This is a genomic window from Bordetella genomosp. 10 (assembly GCF_002261225.1).
Classification (GTDB): Bacteria; Pseudomonadota; Gammaproteobacteria; order Burkholderiales; family Burkholderiaceae_B; genus Bordetella_C.
The window spans coordinates 1,196,036-1,211,030 of record NZ_NEVM01000001.1; the positions used below are offsets into that span (position 1 = coordinate 1,196,036).

11 protein-coding genes are annotated in these 14,995 nt (G+C 68.9%); 6 read left to right on the forward strand and 5 right to left on the reverse strand.

Features of this window, described 5'->3' with window-relative positions; all coding sequences use genetic code 11:
• Positions 1-154: 154 nt before the first annotated feature.
• The 3 genes from mgtE to CAL29_RS05195 all read right to left on the reverse strand — a co-directional run bounded on the left by mgtE (position 155) and on the right by CAL29_RS05195 (position 3,224).
• Positions 155-1,639, reverse strand: coding sequence for a magnesium transporter (gene mgtE / locus CAL29_RS05185; RefSeq protein WP_094851872.1), 1,485 nt, complete (start codon positions 1,637-1,639; stop codon positions 155-157).
• Positions 1,640-1,651: 12 nt separating this feature from the next.
• On the reverse strand, positions 1,652-2,062 hold the full coding sequence (locus tag CAL29_RS05190; RefSeq protein ID WP_094851873.1) for an acyl-CoA thioesterase: 411 nt from the start codon (positions 2,060-2,062) through the stop codon (positions 1,652-1,654).
• Between the two features lie 121 nt (positions 2,063-2,183).
• Positions 2,184-3,224, reverse strand: a complete 1,041-nt coding sequence (locus tag CAL29_RS05195; RefSeq protein ID WP_094851874.1) for a YeiH family protein — start codon at positions 3,222-3,224, stop codon at positions 2,184-2,186.
• A 193-nt stretch (positions 3,225-3,417) separates the two neighbouring features.
• On the opposite strand from CAL29_RS05195, the gene CAL29_RS05200 reads away from it, so the two are divergent.
• Entirely contained in the window at positions 3,418-4,323 is a 906-nt protein-coding gene (locus tag CAL29_RS05200) for a LysR family transcriptional regulator (protein ID WP_094851875.1), read from the forward strand.
• A gap of 47 nt (positions 4,324-4,370) precedes the next feature.
• On the opposite strand, the gene CAL29_RS05205 is transcribed toward CAL29_RS05200, so the two are convergent.
• Positions 4,371-5,570, reverse strand: a complete 1,200-nt coding sequence (locus tag CAL29_RS05205; protein ID WP_094851876.1) for a M20 aminoacylase family protein — start codon at positions 5,568-5,570, stop codon at positions 4,371-4,373.
• A gap of 183 nt (positions 5,571-5,753) precedes the next feature.
• Here CAL29_RS05205 and CAL29_RS05210 point away from each other — a divergent pair, with 183 nt between their 5' ends.
• Positions 5,754-7,418: an AMP-binding protein gene (locus CAL29_RS05210; protein ID WP_179283911.1), complete on the forward strand. Its 1,665-nt coding sequence runs from the start codon at positions 5,754-5,756 to the stop codon at positions 7,416-7,418.
• A gap of 52 nt (positions 7,419-7,470) precedes the next feature.
• Here the strand turns inward: CAL29_RS05210 and CAL29_RS05215 are convergent, their stop codons facing one another.
• Positions 7,471-8,358, reverse strand: coding sequence for an inositol monophosphatase family protein (locus CAL29_RS05215; protein WP_094851878.1), 888 nt, complete (start codon positions 8,356-8,358; stop codon positions 7,471-7,473).
• Between the two features lie 181 nt (positions 8,359-8,539).
• On the opposite strand from CAL29_RS05215, the gene mnmD reads away from it, so the two are divergent.
• The 4 genes from mnmD (at position 8,540) to CAL29_RS05235 (ending at position 14,992) form a co-directional block, all read left to right on the forward strand.
• A complete protein-coding gene (gene mnmD, locus CAL29_RS05220; RefSeq protein ID WP_094851879.1) occupies positions 8,540-10,660 on the forward strand; it encodes a tRNA (5-methylaminomethyl-2-thiouridine)(34)-methyltransferase MnmD in 2,121 nt (706 codons plus the stop codon).
• A 264-nt stretch (positions 10,661-10,924) separates the two neighbouring features.
• Positions 10,925-13,150, forward strand: a complete 2,226-nt coding sequence (locus tag CAL29_RS05225) for a glycoside hydrolase family 31 protein (RefSeq protein ID WP_094851880.1) — start codon at positions 10,925-10,927, stop codon at positions 13,148-13,150.
• A gap of 143 nt (positions 13,151-13,293) precedes the next feature.
• Positions 13,294-14,382, forward strand: a complete 1,089-nt coding sequence (locus CAL29_RS05230; protein WP_094851881.1) for a methionine ABC transporter ATP-binding protein — start codon at positions 13,294-13,296, stop codon at positions 14,380-14,382.
• On the forward strand, positions 14,339-14,992 hold the full coding sequence (locus tag CAL29_RS05235; RefSeq protein ID WP_094851882.1) for a methionine ABC transporter permease: 654 nt from the start codon (positions 14,339-14,341) through the stop codon (positions 14,990-14,992). Before CAL29_RS05230 ends, CAL29_RS05235 begins: the two co-directional genes overlap by 44 nt.
• Positions 14,993-14,995 lie beyond the last annotated feature (3 nt).

The window sequence follows — 14,995 nt, forward strand, 5'->3', positions numbered from 1 at the left end:
CGATGAACGATTGTTTTTTTGACCAAGATCTAACTCCCTCTTGTATGTCACGCGGATGACAACGTTCCAGTATGACGACCGGAACGTGAGGAAGTTGTCGAATTTGGCGCTGTCTTTTTTGCCTATGGCGCAACAAATTGTTGAATGGTCGGCTTTACAACAAGAAGATGGTGGCCAGCCCCAGGAAGATGAAAAACCCCAGCGAATCGGTGGCGAAGGTCAGCAGGACCGACGAGCCGATGGCGGGGTCCTTGCCGAAGCGTGCTCGCACCATGGGTACGAGCACGCCCACGGACGCGCCCACCAGCATGTTGCATATCATCGCGGCCATCATGACCAGGGCGATGGAAATGGAGCGTGAAATGCCCCAGGCGAAGCCGGCGGCCACCACGCTGCCGCACAGGCTCACCAGGAAGGTCACCAGCAACTCGCGCTTGACCAGTTGCCACAGGTTGCGGCCCGTGATGCGGCCGACCGCCAGGGCGCGGATGATCATGGTCATGGTCTGGTTGCCCGAATTGCCGCCGATGCCGGCGACGATGGACATCAGGAAGGCCAGGATGACGATGTGGCTGACCGTATCCTCGAAGCGCGAGGCGACGAAGGAGGCCGTGGCCGCCGTACAGAGATTGAACAGCAGCCAGGGCGCGCGGTTGCGCAGGGCCATCTTGACCGGCGCGAAGATGTCCTCTTCCTGCAGGCCGGCGCGCGACAGGTCCTGTTCCTGCGAGTCTTCGCGGATCACGTCCACGACGTCGGCGATGGTGACGCGGCCGATCAGGCGGCCCTGGTCGTCGACCACCGGCGCGGAGACCAGGTCGTAGCGCTCGAATGCGCCGGCGGCGTCGGCGTCGGAATCCAGCGGCGCCAGCGACAGATAGTCGGTGGTCATGACCTCGCGCACGTCGGTTTCCGGCTCGCTGACCAGCAGCGTGGACAAGGGCAGGATGCCTTGCAGCTTGTCCTGCCGGTCGACCACGAAGATCTGGTCGGTGTGGTCGGGGAGTTCATGCAGCCGGCGCAGGTAGCGCAGCACCACTTCCAGCGTCACGTCCTCGCGCACGCGGACCATTTCGAAGTCCATGATGGCGCCGACGCTGTCCTCGGGGTAGCCCAGCGCTTCCAGCAACTGGGCGCGTTCTTCCTCGGTCAGGCCTTTCTGCACCTCGGCCACCACGTCGGGCGGCAGGTCGGGCGCCAGGTCGGCCAGCTCGTCGGCGTCCAGGTTGCCGGTGGCGGCGACCAGGTCCTGCCGGTCCATCGCCTCGATCAGCGATTCGCGGACCCAGTCCTCGACTTCGAGCAGCACGTCGGCGTCGTGCTCGGGGCTGACCAGGCGCCAGACGTTCTGGCGCTCGGCCTTGGGCAGCGACTCCAGGATGAAGGCGATGTCGGCCGGGTGCAGGCCGTCGACCAGGGCCTTGAGTTCGGCTTCGTGCTGGCGCTGCACCAGTTGTTCGACCAGGTCGGCCTTGTCGTCGCCTTCCTCCTGGCGGTGGACCAGGTTGGCCACCACCTCCTGGCGGCGCAGCAGTTCATGCACTTCCGCCAGCGCGTGCTGGGCGTCCTCGGGATCGAGGCGCCGGGGGGCGTGGCGGGCGGGGGGCGAAGACTTGGTCGCGGCGGCGGCTTCCGTCATGCGTGGAATTCGTCAGAGGGTAGGCAGGGGGCGGCTGTGGCGGGCGTCGTCCGTGGCGACGTAGACCAGGGTGGCCTCGGTGACCTTCACGACTTCGGCATCCAGGCGGTGGCGCTGCGCATAGACCTCGACGGAGACGGTCACCGAGGTGGTGCCGGTCTTGACGACTTCCGCGTAGAAGCTGCAGACATCGCCGACGAACACGGGCTGCTTGAAGACGAAGGAGTTGACCGCCACGGTGGCGACGCGCCCGGCGGCGCGCCGGGCCGCGGGGATGGATCCGGCGATGTCCACCTGGGCCATGATCCAGCCGCCGAACACGTCTCCGTGCACGTTGGCGTCGGCCGGCAGGGGCATGACGCGCAGGACCGGTTCGCGGTCCTTGGGCAGGGAATTCGAGTGGTGGGGCTTGGTGGAAGTCATGAGGCCGGTTCCTAACGGAGAACCGGCCGATTATGCAGGAAAAATGCGCTGGCGTTTGTGGCGGCGGGGTCCGGCGGCCGGCATGGGCGGCCGGCCGTCGCGCCCGCGCGTCAGCTTGGCCTCAGGTCGCCAGCTTGACGATGGCGTAGCCGCCGAAAATCAGCCAGGCGTAGATGATCAGGCCCAGGGCCATGACGCGCGGGCCGGCCTTGCGGATCTGGCTGAAGCGCGTCTCGATGCCCAGCGCGGTCATGGCCATGGTCAGCGCGAACACGTCCAGGCGCTTGGCCACGGCGATGACCGGCTCGGGCAGCACGTGCAGGGAATTGACGACGGCCAGCACCAGGAAGCCCACCGCGAACCAGGGCACCGGCAGCTTGGCCGCCGGCGCGCCGTCGGCGCCGCCGGCGCGGCTGCCGCGCAGCCACAGGCCGAGCACCAGCAGCACCGGCACCAGCAGGGCGACGCGGGTCATCTTGACGATGGTGGCGACTTCCGTGGTGGCCGGGTCGATATTGCTGGCCGCGCCCACCACCTGGGCCACTTCGTGCACCGTGCCGCCGATGTAGATGCCCAGCGCCTGGGTGTCGAAATGCAGCCAGCCGGCCCGGTAGAAGACCGGGTAGAGGAACATGGACAGGGTGCCGAACAGGACGACCGTGGCCACCGCCACCGCGCTCTTGTGCGGCTGGGCGCGCAGCGTGGGTTCGAAGGCCAGCACCGCCGCGGCGCCGCAGATGGCGCTGCCGGCGGAGGTCAGCATGGCCGTGTCGCGGTCCAGGCCGAGCAGGCGCTGGCCCACCACGGTGCCCAGGACCAGGGTGCCGACCACCACCGCCACCGACACCGCCAGGCCAGGCAGGCCGACGGCGGCGATCTGCTGGATGCTGATGTTCAGGCCATAGAAGGCCACCGCGATGCGCAGCAGCTTGCGGGCGGTGAAGTTCACGCCCACGCCCCAGTCCGCCGGCATGGTGCCGCGCAGGAAGTTGCCGTAGATCATGCCGCAGACGATGCCGACGACCAGGGGCGAAAAGCCCAGGTTGCGGATGGCGGGCAGGTCCGCCAGTTGGACCACGGCGGCGGCCATCAGGCCGACGAACAACACCCCGTTGAGCTTGTCGCGCCAGGGCGAGGAGAGGGGGAGGGCAGTGGAGGACATGGTTTCTTTATAAATAAATAACTACAAGAAATATTAGGTCCGCCGTCGATATTTGAAAAATGGCATTATTGAATATGTAATATCAGGAATTCGGATAACGTGTGCGTCACGCCGCGGCATCGCCATGGAGGCGGCCGTCGCGCCGGGGCCGAAGCCGTCCCGCCCTCATCCACGATTCACCGATCGAAGCGCCATGACCCCTGAACAGCTCCTGACCTTCGCCTACGTCGCCGATACCGGCAACATCAGCCGGGCCGGCGAACTGCTGCATCTGTCGCAGCCGGCGGTGTCCGGCCAACTGCGCGCCCTGCAGGAATGGTTCGGCGAACCCCTCTACCGCCGCCGCGGCCACGGCGTGGCGCTGACGAGCGCCGGCGAGCGGCTGGCGGAACAGGCGCGGCTGCTGCGCCAGGCGTATGGCCAGGCGCGCGCCGTTCGCGACGACTGGCGCAACGTCGCCTCCGGGACCCTGCGCCTGGGCGCCAGCACGACGCCGGCCAGTTACCTGCTGCCGGCGCTGGTGGCCGAGTTCCGGCAGCGCTATCCCGCCGTCACCCTGCATCTCTCGGACGGCAACACCGCCGAGATCGTGCAGCGGCTGCCCTTGCTGGACATGGCGTTCATCGAAGGCGAGGTGCCCGCCGGCCTGCCCGCCGATACCCGCGCGCATGCCTGGCGGCGGGACGAAGTGGTGGCGGTGGTGCGGGCCGATCACCCGCTGGGCGGCGCGCGCTCGGCGACGCTGGCCGAACTGGCGCGCTATTCCCTGGTGATGCGGGAGCCGGGGTCGGGGGTGCGGCGCCTGGTGGAGCAAGCCTTCGCGCAGGCGGGCCTGGCGCCGGAAGTCGCGCTGGAGCTGGCGGGCGTGGAGGGCGTCAAGCAGGCGGTGCGGGCCGGCCTGGGCGTGGGCTTCGTCTCGGCCATGTCGATGCGGCACGAGGACGGATCGCTGGCGGCGCTGCGCATCGGGGCCGGGGGCGCCGCCGAAGGGCTGGCGCGCACGCTGAGCATCCTGCTGCCGCATGCCGGCGCTCCCGCCCGCGCCGCCGCGCTGTTTCTCGAATTGTGCCGCCGGGAGGCGGCCGCGCCGGTGGCATGAGGCACGATCCCCATGCGCCTATGCGGGAAGGCGCCTCGCCGCTTCCTTCAGCGCGCCTGCCCCAGCCACTGGCGCGCCACTTCCACCCAGTAGCTGCCGCCCAGGGGCAGCAGGTCGTCGTTGAAGTCATAGCTGCCGTTGTGCAGCATGCACGGCCCCAGGCCGTGGCCCGCCTCGCGGTGGGCGCCGTCGCCGTTGCCTATCCAGACGTAGGCGCCTGCCTTGGCCTGCAGCATGAAGGCGAAGTCCTCCGCCCCCATGGTGGGCTGGACGTTGGCATTGACGTTCTCCGCGCCGACCAGCCCGCGCATGACCTCGGCGCAAAAGGCGGCGTGCTCGGGATGGTTGATGGTGGGCGGATAGTTGCGCGAGAAAATGAACTCGGCCTCGCAGTCCATGGCCGCGCAGGTGTGCTCGATGATGTCGCGCATGCGGCGCTCGATCAGGTCCAGCGTCTCCAGGGTGAAGGTGCGCACCGTGCCGCGCATGACGGCCTCGGTCGGCACCACGTTGTCGGCGCTGCCCGTGTGGATCTGCGTAATGCTGAGCACCGCGGCGTCCAGCGGATTGCGGTTGCGCGTGATGATGGTCTGCAGCGACTGCGCCACCTGCACCGCCGTCATCACCGGATCGATGCCCAGGTTGGGCATGCCCGCATGCGTGCCCTTGCCGGTGATGTTGATGATGAATTCGTTGCTGGACGCCATGATGGGGCCCGGCGTCAGGGCAAAGGTGCCGACCTTCATGCCCGGCCAGTTGTGCATGCCGAACACCGCTTCCATCGGGAATTTCTCGAACAGGCCGTCGTCGACCATGCGCTTGGCGCCGCCGCCGTTCTCCTCGGCCGGCTGGAAGATGACGTAGACGGTGCCGTCGAAATCCCGCTGGTCGGCCAGGTAGCGCGCCGCCGCCAGCAGCATCGCGGTATGGCCGTCATGGCCGCAGGCGTGCATCTTGCCGGGGGTCCGGCTGGCATGCTCGAAGGTGTTGACTTCCTGCATGGGCAGGGCGTCCATGTCGGCCCGCAGCCCCACGGCGCGGCCATTGTCGGTGCGGCCCTTGATGATGCCGACCACCCCGGTGCCGCCCAGCCCGCGATGGGTGGGGATGCCCCAGGCTTCCAGGCGGGCGGCGACCACGTCGGCGGTACGGTGTTCCTCGTAGGACAGTTCGGGATGGGCGTGCAGGTCGCGGCGGATGGCGGCGATCTCCGCTTGCCAGGCGACGATGGGTTCGAGCAGGTTCATAAGGCACCATATTGGGAGCGCGCCACGGACGGGCGCGGCTGCGGGCGGCGCCGGTGGGCGCGCGCCGGGGACGAAGCGATCGCGCCCGCGGATGCGGCGAAGCGCCGGGCAAGCCTGGCGGGGCGATCGTATACGTCTGAGCGTATCATCAAACCCAAAATGGATTAAATGGAGACTAACACCATGCCCCGTCCATGGCTCAGCCACTATCCGCAGGGCGTGCCCGCGGATATTTCCGCCGATGGCTACGTGTCCCTGGTCGATTTGCTGGACCGCGCCTGCGACCGCTATGCCAGCCGCGTCGCCTGCACGGCCCTGGGGACCGATATCAGCTATGGACGGCTGGACCGCCATGCCCGCCATTTCGCGGGCTGGCTGCAATCCCTGGATCTGGCGCCCGGCAGCCGGGTGGCCCTGATGATGCCCAATGTCCCCGCCTACCTGGCCTGCATGCTGGGTGTGCTGCGGGCCGGCCACGTGGTGGTCAACGTCAATCCGCTCTACCGGCCCGCGGAGTTGCGGCGGCAGATGGAGGACAGCGGCGCCGAAGTCATCGTCGTGCTGGAGCGCTTCGCGCACGTGGTGCAGGAGGCGCGCGGCCAGGCGTCGCCGCGCCACGTGGTCGTGGTGGCGATCGGCGACCTGCTCGGCGGCCTGAAGGAAACGCTGGTCAACGTCGTGGCGCGCCATGTCAGGAAGGCGGTGCCGCCCTGGCGCATCGCCGGCGCGCGCACCCTGGCGGCCGTCCTGCACGCCGGGCAGCGCGCCGGGTTCGCGCCGCCGGCGCTGTCGATGGACAACCTGGCCGTGCTGCAATACACGGGCGGCACCACCGGCATACCCAAGGGGGCGATGCTCACCCATCGCAACCTGGTCAACAACGTCCTGCAGACCGAGGCCGTGGCCTGGCCCGCCCTGCACGATATCGCCGGGCAACTGACCATCCTCAGCGCCCTGCCGCTCTATCACGTCTTCGCCATGACGGTCTGCGGCCTGTACGGCATCCATGCGGGGATGCGCAACCTGCTGATCCTCGACCCGCGCGACCAGGCCACGCTGGTCAAGGCGTGGCGCCGCACGCCGGTGAACATCTTCCCGGGCGTCAACACGCTGTTCAATGCGCTATCGCACAACCCGGACTTCGCCGCGCTCGATTTCTCCGGCTTGCGGCTGACCTTCGGCGGCGGCATGGCGGTGCAGGGCGCGGTGGCGGAGCGCTGGATGAAAATGACGGGACGGCCGGTGATCGAAGGCTACGGCCTGTCCGAGACCTCGCCGGTCGCCGCCGTCAACCCGACCAATTCCCTGGCGTATACCGGCAGCATCGGCCTGCCGGTGCCCTCGACCGACATCGCCATCCTCGACGATGCGGGCCGGCCGCTGCCCTATGGCGAGCGCGGCGAGGTGTGTATCCGCGGACCGCAGGTCATGCGCGGCTACTGGCGCCGGCCCGACGAGACGCGGATGGTGATGACCGAGGACGGTTTCTTCCGCACCGGCGATATCGGCGTCATGGACGAGCAGGGCTACATCCGCATCGTCGACCGCAAGAAGGACATGATCACGGTCTCGGGCTTCAAGGTCTATCCGAACGAGGTCGAGGACGCCATCGCCGCCTTGCCGGGCGTGCGGGAAGTGGCCGCCATCGGCGTGGACGACGCGCACTCCGGCGAGGTGGTCAAGGCCTACGTGGTGCGCGACGACGAGACGGTGACCGAGACCCAGGTGCAGGAGTGGTGCCGCGCGCGGCTCACCGGGTACAAGTGCCCGCGCACGGTGGAGTTCCGCGAGGAATTGCCCAAGAGCAACGTGGGCAAGATCCTGCGGCGGGAGCTCCGCGAGCAGTGAGCGGGCCGCTCGCGCCCGCGGCGCGGCCCGGCGGGGTTCAGCCCTGTGGGGTTCAGCCCTGTTTTGCCGGCGGCGCCTTCAGGTGCGGCGCCAGCATGCCCTTCAACGCCTGGGCGATCTGCGGGTTGCCCGACACCACGTAGCCGCCGATGGGCCAGGGATCGACGCCGTACATGTCCTCGGCCACGCCGCCCGCTTCGCGCAGGATCAGCGTGCCGGCGGCCACGTCCCAGGGCGCCAGGCCCATTTCCCAGTAGCCGTCGAAACGCCCGGCCGCGGTCCAGGCCAGGTCCAGCGCCGCCGCGCCCAGCCGCCGCACGCCGCGCGTGTGGTTGATGGCATGGTGCAGCGTCGGCATGTATTGGTCGGCGAAGGAAAAATCGCGGAAGGGAAAGCCGGTGGCCAGGACCGCGTCGTCCAGCGTCTGCGTGCGCGAGCAGTGGATGCGATGACCGTTGAGCCAGGCCCCGATGCCGTAGACGGCGTTGAACAGCTCTTCCCGGCTGGGATCGTAGATCGCGGCCACCACCGGCGTATCGACCTCGACGGTCGTGCCGGCGGCGACCTGCGTGCCGGCGTGGGCGATCAGCGCGATCGACACCGCGTAATGCGGGATGCCGTGCAGGAAGTTGGTGGTGCCGTCCAGCGGATCGATATACCAGGTCGCGCGGCCGGCGACCTTGCCGCCGGTTTCCTCGGCGACGATGCCGAATTGCGGCGTGCGCTCGCGCAGTTCCTGGATGACGGCTTCCTCGGCCTCGCGGTCGGCCTGCGAGACCAGGTCGTTGCGGGCCTTGCGGTCGATCACGAGATCGGCGCGGTGATGCGAATAAGATTGCAGGATGGCGGCGCCGGCGTGCGCCGCCGTCACCGCGGCATCCAGTGCCGCGCCCAGGTCGAGAGGTGCTTCCGTCGACGGAGTCTGGCTGGTGTTTGGCATGCGGTGTGACCTTTGTACGTAGGGAGGACGGTGCGCCGGCATTCGTCCCGCGCGGGACGGCGGCGGCGCTGCGTGCGCCAGATCATCCCGTGGGTGTAATCTGCCGGCCGCATTACCCGCGATTCTACGCTTTCGAGCTCAACGCAATAGGTACGCCGCGTATTGCGAGGTCCACCCGCAGATGTCTTCGTTGTTTTCCTACCAGCCCCTGATTCCCGCCGAGCCCGCCACCGATGCGCGCGGCATTCCCTATAGCGAGCGCTATGGCGATATCTACCATTCCCCGCATGGGCCCTGGGGACAAATCGACCATGTCTTCCTGCGCGGCAACGGCCTGCCCGGCCGCTGGCGGGGGCGGGAGGCCTTCACGGTCTGCGAGACCGGTTTCGGCCTGGGCCTGAATTTCCTGGGCTTGTGGCGCGCCTGGCGCAACGATCCGGCGCGTTCGCGCCGTTTGCACATGGTGTCGTTCGAGGCCCATCCCTGGCGGCGCGACGATCTGGCGCGCCTGTTGCGCGAGCATGCCGGCGCGGATGACGTGCGGCCCTTGGGCGAGGCGCTGCTGCGGCAATGGCCGCCCTTGCTGCCGGGCGTGCATCGCCTGGATTTCGAGCAGGGCTGCGTGACGCTGACGCTGGCGTTCGGCGACGCCGCGGCCTGCGTGCCGCGCATGCGTTTCGGCGCGGATGCATTCTTTCTCGATGGCTTCGCGCCGGCCCGCAATCCGGCCATGTGGACGCCCGAGCTGATCCATGCCCTGGCGGCGCACGCGCGGCCGGGCGCGACCGCCGCCACCTGGTGCAGCGCGGGCGCGGTGCGCCGCGCCATGCAGGACGCCGGTTTCGCGGTGAACAAGGAGCCGGGTTTCGGCGGAAAGACGCATATGGTGACCGCGCGCTGGACCGGCGCGCGGGAGGGCGACGAGGGCGCGGGTGAACACGACCGCGGCCGCTTGGGCGAGCGGGTGCGTACAGGCGGCGTCCTGGTGGTGGGGGCAGGGCTGGCCGGCGCCGGCGTCGCGCATGCCCTGGCGTTGCGAGGGATTCCGGTGACGGTGGTCGATGCGCATGCGGCGTTGGGCACGCCGGCCTCAAGTACTTCGGCGCCAATCTCTCCGGCGCCAGGCTCCCCGGCCGCCGGCCTGCCTGGACCAGCATCCCATTCGGTCGTCCTGCCGCATGGCGGCCACCTGGCGGCGGCACTGACGCCGCTGGTCTCGCGCGACGACAACCTCCGCGCCCGGCTGTCGCGCGCGGGCAGCCAGCGCGCGCTGGCCCGCTGGCTGGGCTTGCCGGCGCCGGCCGCGCCTCTGCGCTGCGGCACTTTGCAATTGGCGCGCGATCGTGGACGTGGCGCGCAGGACGGCGCCGACGCCGCGGCGGAGATGCATGCCGCCAACGAATCAATGCTGGCGGCGCTCGGCTTTCCCGCCGAATGGGTGCGCGCCGTCGATGCCGAGGAAGCGGCGCGGCTGGCGGGCCTGCCGGTATCGCGCGGCGGCCTGTATTTCGCCGACGGCTTGCTGGTGCGGCCGCAAGCGCTGATCGACGCGCTGCTGGCGACGCCCGGCATCGCGCGCGGCGCCGCGCGCGTCCTGCGGCTGCGGTCGCGGGACGACGGCTGGATCGCCGAGACCGATCGCGGCGACTTGCCTTCATTCGCGGCGGTGGTCCTGGCCAATGCCGCCGGCACGCCCGCCGTGCTCGCCGCCAGCGGCTTGCTGGAAGGCCTGCCTCGCCTCGCGCGGATGCACGCGCTGGCGGGCGAGGTGGCGCGGATAGAGGCCGGCCTCCTGGACGGCGGTCCGCGCTGCATCGTCGGCGGCGAGGGCTATCTGCTGCCCGCGGTCGACGGCGGCTGCGTCGCGGGCAGCACCTATGTGCATGGCGCGGAAACGGCGGAAATCAGCGCGGCGGGACAGGCGGTATGCCTGGGCAAGGCCGCCTCGCTGCTGGGCGGCGCGCCCGCGGCCGCGCTGTCGGCGCTCGCCGATGCGTTGGGCGGGACGACGGCGAGGGTGGAGGGCGCTGCGGATGCGGCAAATGCTGTCGGTGGAGCAAGTGCGACGGATGCGGCAGGGCCGGCCCCCTTGCCGGGATGGGCCGGCTGGCGCGCCGTCCTGCCGGGGCGCTTGCCCGCCATCGGTCCCGTTCCGGCGGCGCCGGGCCTGTTCCTGGCGACCGGTTATGCCTCCCGGGGGTTGAGTTGGAGCGCCCTGGCCGGCGACCTCATCGCGTCCATGCTGTGCGATGAGCCCCAGCCGTTGGAGACGGACCTGTTGTCCGAAATCGTCCCACGCTGACTCCCGGACTTGATAACTTGTCAAAAGTTGAACGCAATTGGCGGATTTTGCGCGCCGATCCGCGCCATATCGGGTTCCCCCGCCAGTCTGTCGCCGTGCCCTTCCGCACAAAATGAGTGCTTGCTTTCGCGATCGGGCGCATGCTTACGCGCGCCTGTCGGCCCCCTCATGCGGCCCCAAAAAGCAGGTCGAGTTTATTTCAGCGGATAAATCCGTCAAAATAGCGCCTTTTGGTGCTTTTTTGGCTTCAGCGGGGGATGCTCTGTGCCGTCCAAGTACGACTTTGCCCACACTAACCAACTCGAGACGGTCGAGTTGCTGACTGCCCGCCCCAGCCGTATCGATTTCGACGCGGGCGACGGTCTGCGCCTGGTGGTCGAGGCGCATGCGCCGAACGTGCTCCGCCTGCGTTTCGGGCCCGCCCATCAGTTCGCCGACGACAAGCCGACGCCACGCGCGCGGGCGGTCGCCGAAATGTTGCTGGCGCGCCAGGAGGCGGTGGGCGAGGCCACCGTGGCTCCCGTGGGCGACGGCGCCGGCTGGCGCATCACGCAGGGCGATACGGCCCTGGAAGTGCATGGCGATCCGGTTCGCGTGGCCTTGTTCAAGGGCGAACAGCGCGTTCTCGAATCGGCGCTCAACGAACACACGCCGGGTTTCGGCCACAACGCGCTAGACGACGCCAACGAGGCGGTTTGGACCGCCGGTTTCGCGCTCGGCGCGCAGGAGCGCGTCTACGGCCTGGGCGAAACCCCGGGCGACCTGAACCGGCGCGGCGAGGACGTCGTCTCCGACGATCCTGAACATCGCGCCCTGCCGCTGGCCTGGAGCCCGTCGGGCTGGGGCGTCTACGTCAACACCATCCGCCGCGTGCAGCACGCTCCGGGCGTGGCGCCGGCCGACGATGCCTACATCGTGACGGTCGACGATACCGTCCTGGATCTTTTCCTGTTCGCCGGCGAGCCGGGCGAAGTGCTCAATCAGTACACCGCCCTGACCGGCCGCGCCGGGCAGCCCGTGCTGTGGGCGATGGGTATCTGGCTGCGCCAGGCCGAAGGCGAAATGCCCACGCAGACCGCGGCCCTGATCGAGCGCCTGCGCGAGCAGCAACTGCCGCTGGACGCGGTGTCGCTGGCGCAGCCGGCGGCCTGGTCCTTCCTGGCCGACAAGCCGCTGCTGGAATGGGACGCGACGCGCTTCCCGGACGCCAGGCAGATGCTCGCGCTGTTCCACAAGCACAACGTGCACGTGTGCGCCTCCGGCTTCCCCGGTGTCGTGCTGCACACGCCGCTGTTCGAGGAGCTCGAGGATCGCGGCTGGCTGCTGCTCAAGGACGAGGGCGGCGCCCAGGTTTTCGACGGCACGCCGGCCTCGGGCGGCAGGCCCTTCGGCCTGCTGGACCTGACGCATCGCGACGTCTATTCGCTGTGGGTGGAGCGTCACCGCCAGTTGATCGACGACGGCCTGGATGCGCCGGCGGGCGATGCCCAGCCGAATATTCCCGACAACGTCACCGCGCGCGGCGGCGAGTCGGGCCCGGCCTTGCGCACCATCTATCCCTTGCTGGCGCGGCGCGCGCTGTATGACGCCGTGGCCGGCCTCAAGGTGCCGCCCGAGGGCGTGGCGCCCGGCGCCGACCTGTTCCCGGGGGCGCAGCGCCTGCCGTGGCAGACGGGCCCCGCCGTCAGCAACGACTGGCACGGCCTGCAGCACAGCCTGCGGACGGCCTTGTCCATCGGCGCCAGCGGCGTGCCGGTGCAGATGCACAACCTCGGCTCCGCCACCGCGCCGCACGAGGCCATGACGCCGGAGCTCTATCTGCGCTGGCTGACATTCGGCGTGTTCTCGGCCAATTTCTGTTTCGAAGGCGTGGACCGACTGCTGCCCTGGGCCTTCGGCGAGGAAACGCTGGCGCATGCGCGGACCTGGCTGCAGTGGCGCTACCGCCTGGTGCCCTACGTGCTGGGCGCCATCGAGGACGCCGCCCGCACCGGCTTGCCGGTGCAGCGTTCGATGGCGATGTCCTTCCCCAACGACCCGCAGGCCCACGACTGGGATCTGCAATACCTGCTGGGACCGGCGCTGCTGGTGGCGCCCATTGTGCAGCCGGGCCAGAGCCTGCAGGTCTACCTGCCCAAGGGCGAGGCTTGGTGGGACCTGAACACCGGCCATCGTTACGAAGGCGGCAGCGTGCTGACCGTCGAATGCGGCCTGGGCCAATACCCGGTGTTCGGGCGCGAGGGCCATATGCTGTGCCTGGGACCCGCCGCCCAGCATACGGGCGAATTCAATTCGGCCCGCATCCTGGACGAAGTCTGGATGTTCGGCATGCCGGTGCACAACCCCGTGGTGATGCGCAACAAGATCCGCGTCATGCAGATGCAGGGGTCCAGCTACATCAAGGGCCTGGAAGGCCTGCGCATCCTGCCGTCCGAAGGGTTGGAGGTCAAGCGCCGCGGCGCCGAAGTGCGCATCTCGCGCGCACGCTGACGCCGTCCTCCGCCGCGCCATGGTTCCTTCCCCGGAAGGGCCATGGCGTTTTCTTTTGCTTCGAGCACTTATAATTGAAAGTTATAAAAACTAGAAGAAATGGTCGTTCTAATTAGAACGGCCCTCGTCCAGAATGTCGCGTCATGATTCATATCGAAAATCTCCATAAAACCTATGCCACGCCGCACGGCTGCTTCGAGGCCTTGCGGGGCATCAGCCTGGACATCGCCCCGGGCGAGGTTTTTGGAATCATCGGCCCCAGCGGGGCCGGCAAGAGCACCCTGGTCCAGTGCATCAACCTGCTGGAACGTCCCGACGAAGGCACGATCGCCATCGGCGGCCAGCCGCTGACCGGATTGTCCGAAGTCCAGTTGCGCCAGCAGCGCCGCCGCATCGGCATGGTGTTCCAGGGATTCAATCTGCTGGCGCGCCGCACGGTCTACGGCAACGTGGCGCTGCCGCTGGAAATCGCCGGCGTCGCCAAGGCCGAGATCCCGGCGCGCGTCGAACGCCTGCTGGCGCTGGTCGGCCTGGAGCACCTGCGCGACCGCTATCCCAGCCAGATCAGCGGCGGACAGAAGCAGCGGGTGGGCATCGCCCGCGCGTTGGCCAATTCGCCGGACGTGCTGCTCAGCGACGAGGCCACGTCGGCGCTGGATCCGGAAACCACGCACAACATCCTGGCCCTGCTGCGCGACATCAATCGCAAGACCGGCGTCACCGTGGTCATGATCACGCACCAGATGGAAGTGGTGCGCGAGGTCTGCGACCGCGTGGCCGTGCTCGCGCAGGGGAGCGTCGTCGAAATGGGGCGCACGCTGGACGTCTTCGCCGCGCCGCGCCACGAGGTGACGCGCGCCATGGTGTCGGCCGCCACCTCGGCCGACCTCAGCGAGGCCAGCCTGCAGGCCGTGCGCCAGCGCATGAAGGATGCGGCCGCCCGCAAGCCCGAGGCGCCGGTGCGGTTGCTGCGCCTGTCGCTGGGCGGCGCCGACGATGGCGCGGGCGTGCTGCTGCAGTTGGCGCGCCAGTTCGATCTCGACCTGCACATCGTGCAGGCGCGCGTCGATGACGTGCAAGGCGTTGCCGTCGGCACCCTGTTCGTCCTGGCGCAGGGCCTGCCGGCCGCCTTGCAGCAGGCCGTGGCCGCCCTGGCTGCCCGAGAAATCACCGTACAAGAAATTGCCCATGAGTCCGCAACTGTTCGATCTTCTGCTTTCCTCGCTGCTTGAGACCCTGCTGATGGTGGGCGTCTCCAGCGGCTTCGCCGTGCTGCTGGGCGTGCCCCTGGGCGTGGCGCTGATCGTCACCGGGCGCGGCGCCATGCTGCAGAACCTGCCGGTGAACCGCGTGCTGGCGGTCATCGTCAACGCCACGCGCTCGGTGCCTTTCGTCATCCTGATGGTGGCGATCATTCCGTTCACGCGCTGGATCGCCCAGACCTCCATCGGCACCGCCGCGGCCATCGTGCCCCTGTCGGTGGCCGCCATCCCGTTCATGGCCCGGATCGCCGAAAACGCCATGCGCGAAGTCGATCCCGGCCTGATCACGGCCGCGCGCGCCATGGGCGCCTCGCCGCTGCAGATCATCCTCAAGGTCCTCCTGCCGGAGGCCTTGCCGGGGCTGGTCGCGGCCACCATCGTCACCGTGGTCAGCCTGATCGGCTATTCCGCCATGGCGGGCGCCATCGGCGGCGGCGGCCTGGGCGACATGGGCATCCGCTACGGGTACCAGCGCTTCCTGCCGGAAGTCATGCTGGCCGTCGTGGTGGTGCTGGTGCTGCTGGTCCAGGCGATACAGAGCTTCGGCGATTGGCTGGTCCGGCGGATGTCGCATCGTTGATGC

What these genes read in the sequence shown, in the direction of transcription:
- CAL29_RS05235 (WP_094851882.1), top strand. Translation starts at nt 14,339, where the DNA reads ATGAGTCCGCAACTGTTCGATCTTCTGCTTTCCTCGCTGCTTGAGACC.
- CAL29_RS05195 (WP_094851874.1), bottom strand. Translation starts at nt 3,224, where the DNA reads ATGTCCTCCACTGCCCTCCCCCTCTCCTCGCCCTGGCGCGACAAGCTC.
- mgtE (WP_094851872.1), bottom strand. Translation starts at nt 1,639, where the DNA reads ATGACGGAAGCCGCCGCCGCGACCAAGTCTTCGCCCCCCGCCCGCCAC.
- CAL29_RS05205 (WP_094851876.1), bottom strand. Translation starts at nt 5,570, where the DNA reads ATGAACCTGCTCGAACCCATCGTCGCCTGGCAAGCGGAGATCGCCGCC.
- CAL29_RS05215 (WP_094851878.1), bottom strand. Translation starts at nt 8,358, where the DNA reads ATGCCAAACACCAGCCAGACTCCGTCGACGGAAGCACCTCTCGACCTG.
- CAL29_RS05200 (WP_094851875.1), top strand. Translation starts at nt 3,418, where the DNA reads ATGACCCCTGAACAGCTCCTGACCTTCGCCTACGTCGCCGATACCGGC.
- CAL29_RS05210 (WP_179283911.1), top strand. Translation starts at nt 5,754, where the DNA reads ATGCCCCGTCCATGGCTCAGCCACTATCCGCAGGGCGTGCCCGCGGAT.
- mnmD (WP_094851879.1), top strand. Translation starts at nt 8,540, where the DNA reads ATGTCTTCGTTGTTTTCCTACCAGCCCCTGATTCCCGCCGAGCCCGCC.
- CAL29_RS05230 (WP_094851881.1), top strand. Translation starts at nt 13,294, where the DNA reads ATGATTCATATCGAAAATCTCCATAAAACCTATGCCACGCCGCACGGC.
- CAL29_RS05190 (WP_094851873.1), bottom strand. Translation starts at nt 2,062, where the DNA reads ATGACTTCCACCAAGCCCCACCACTCGAATTCCCTGCCCAAGGACCGC.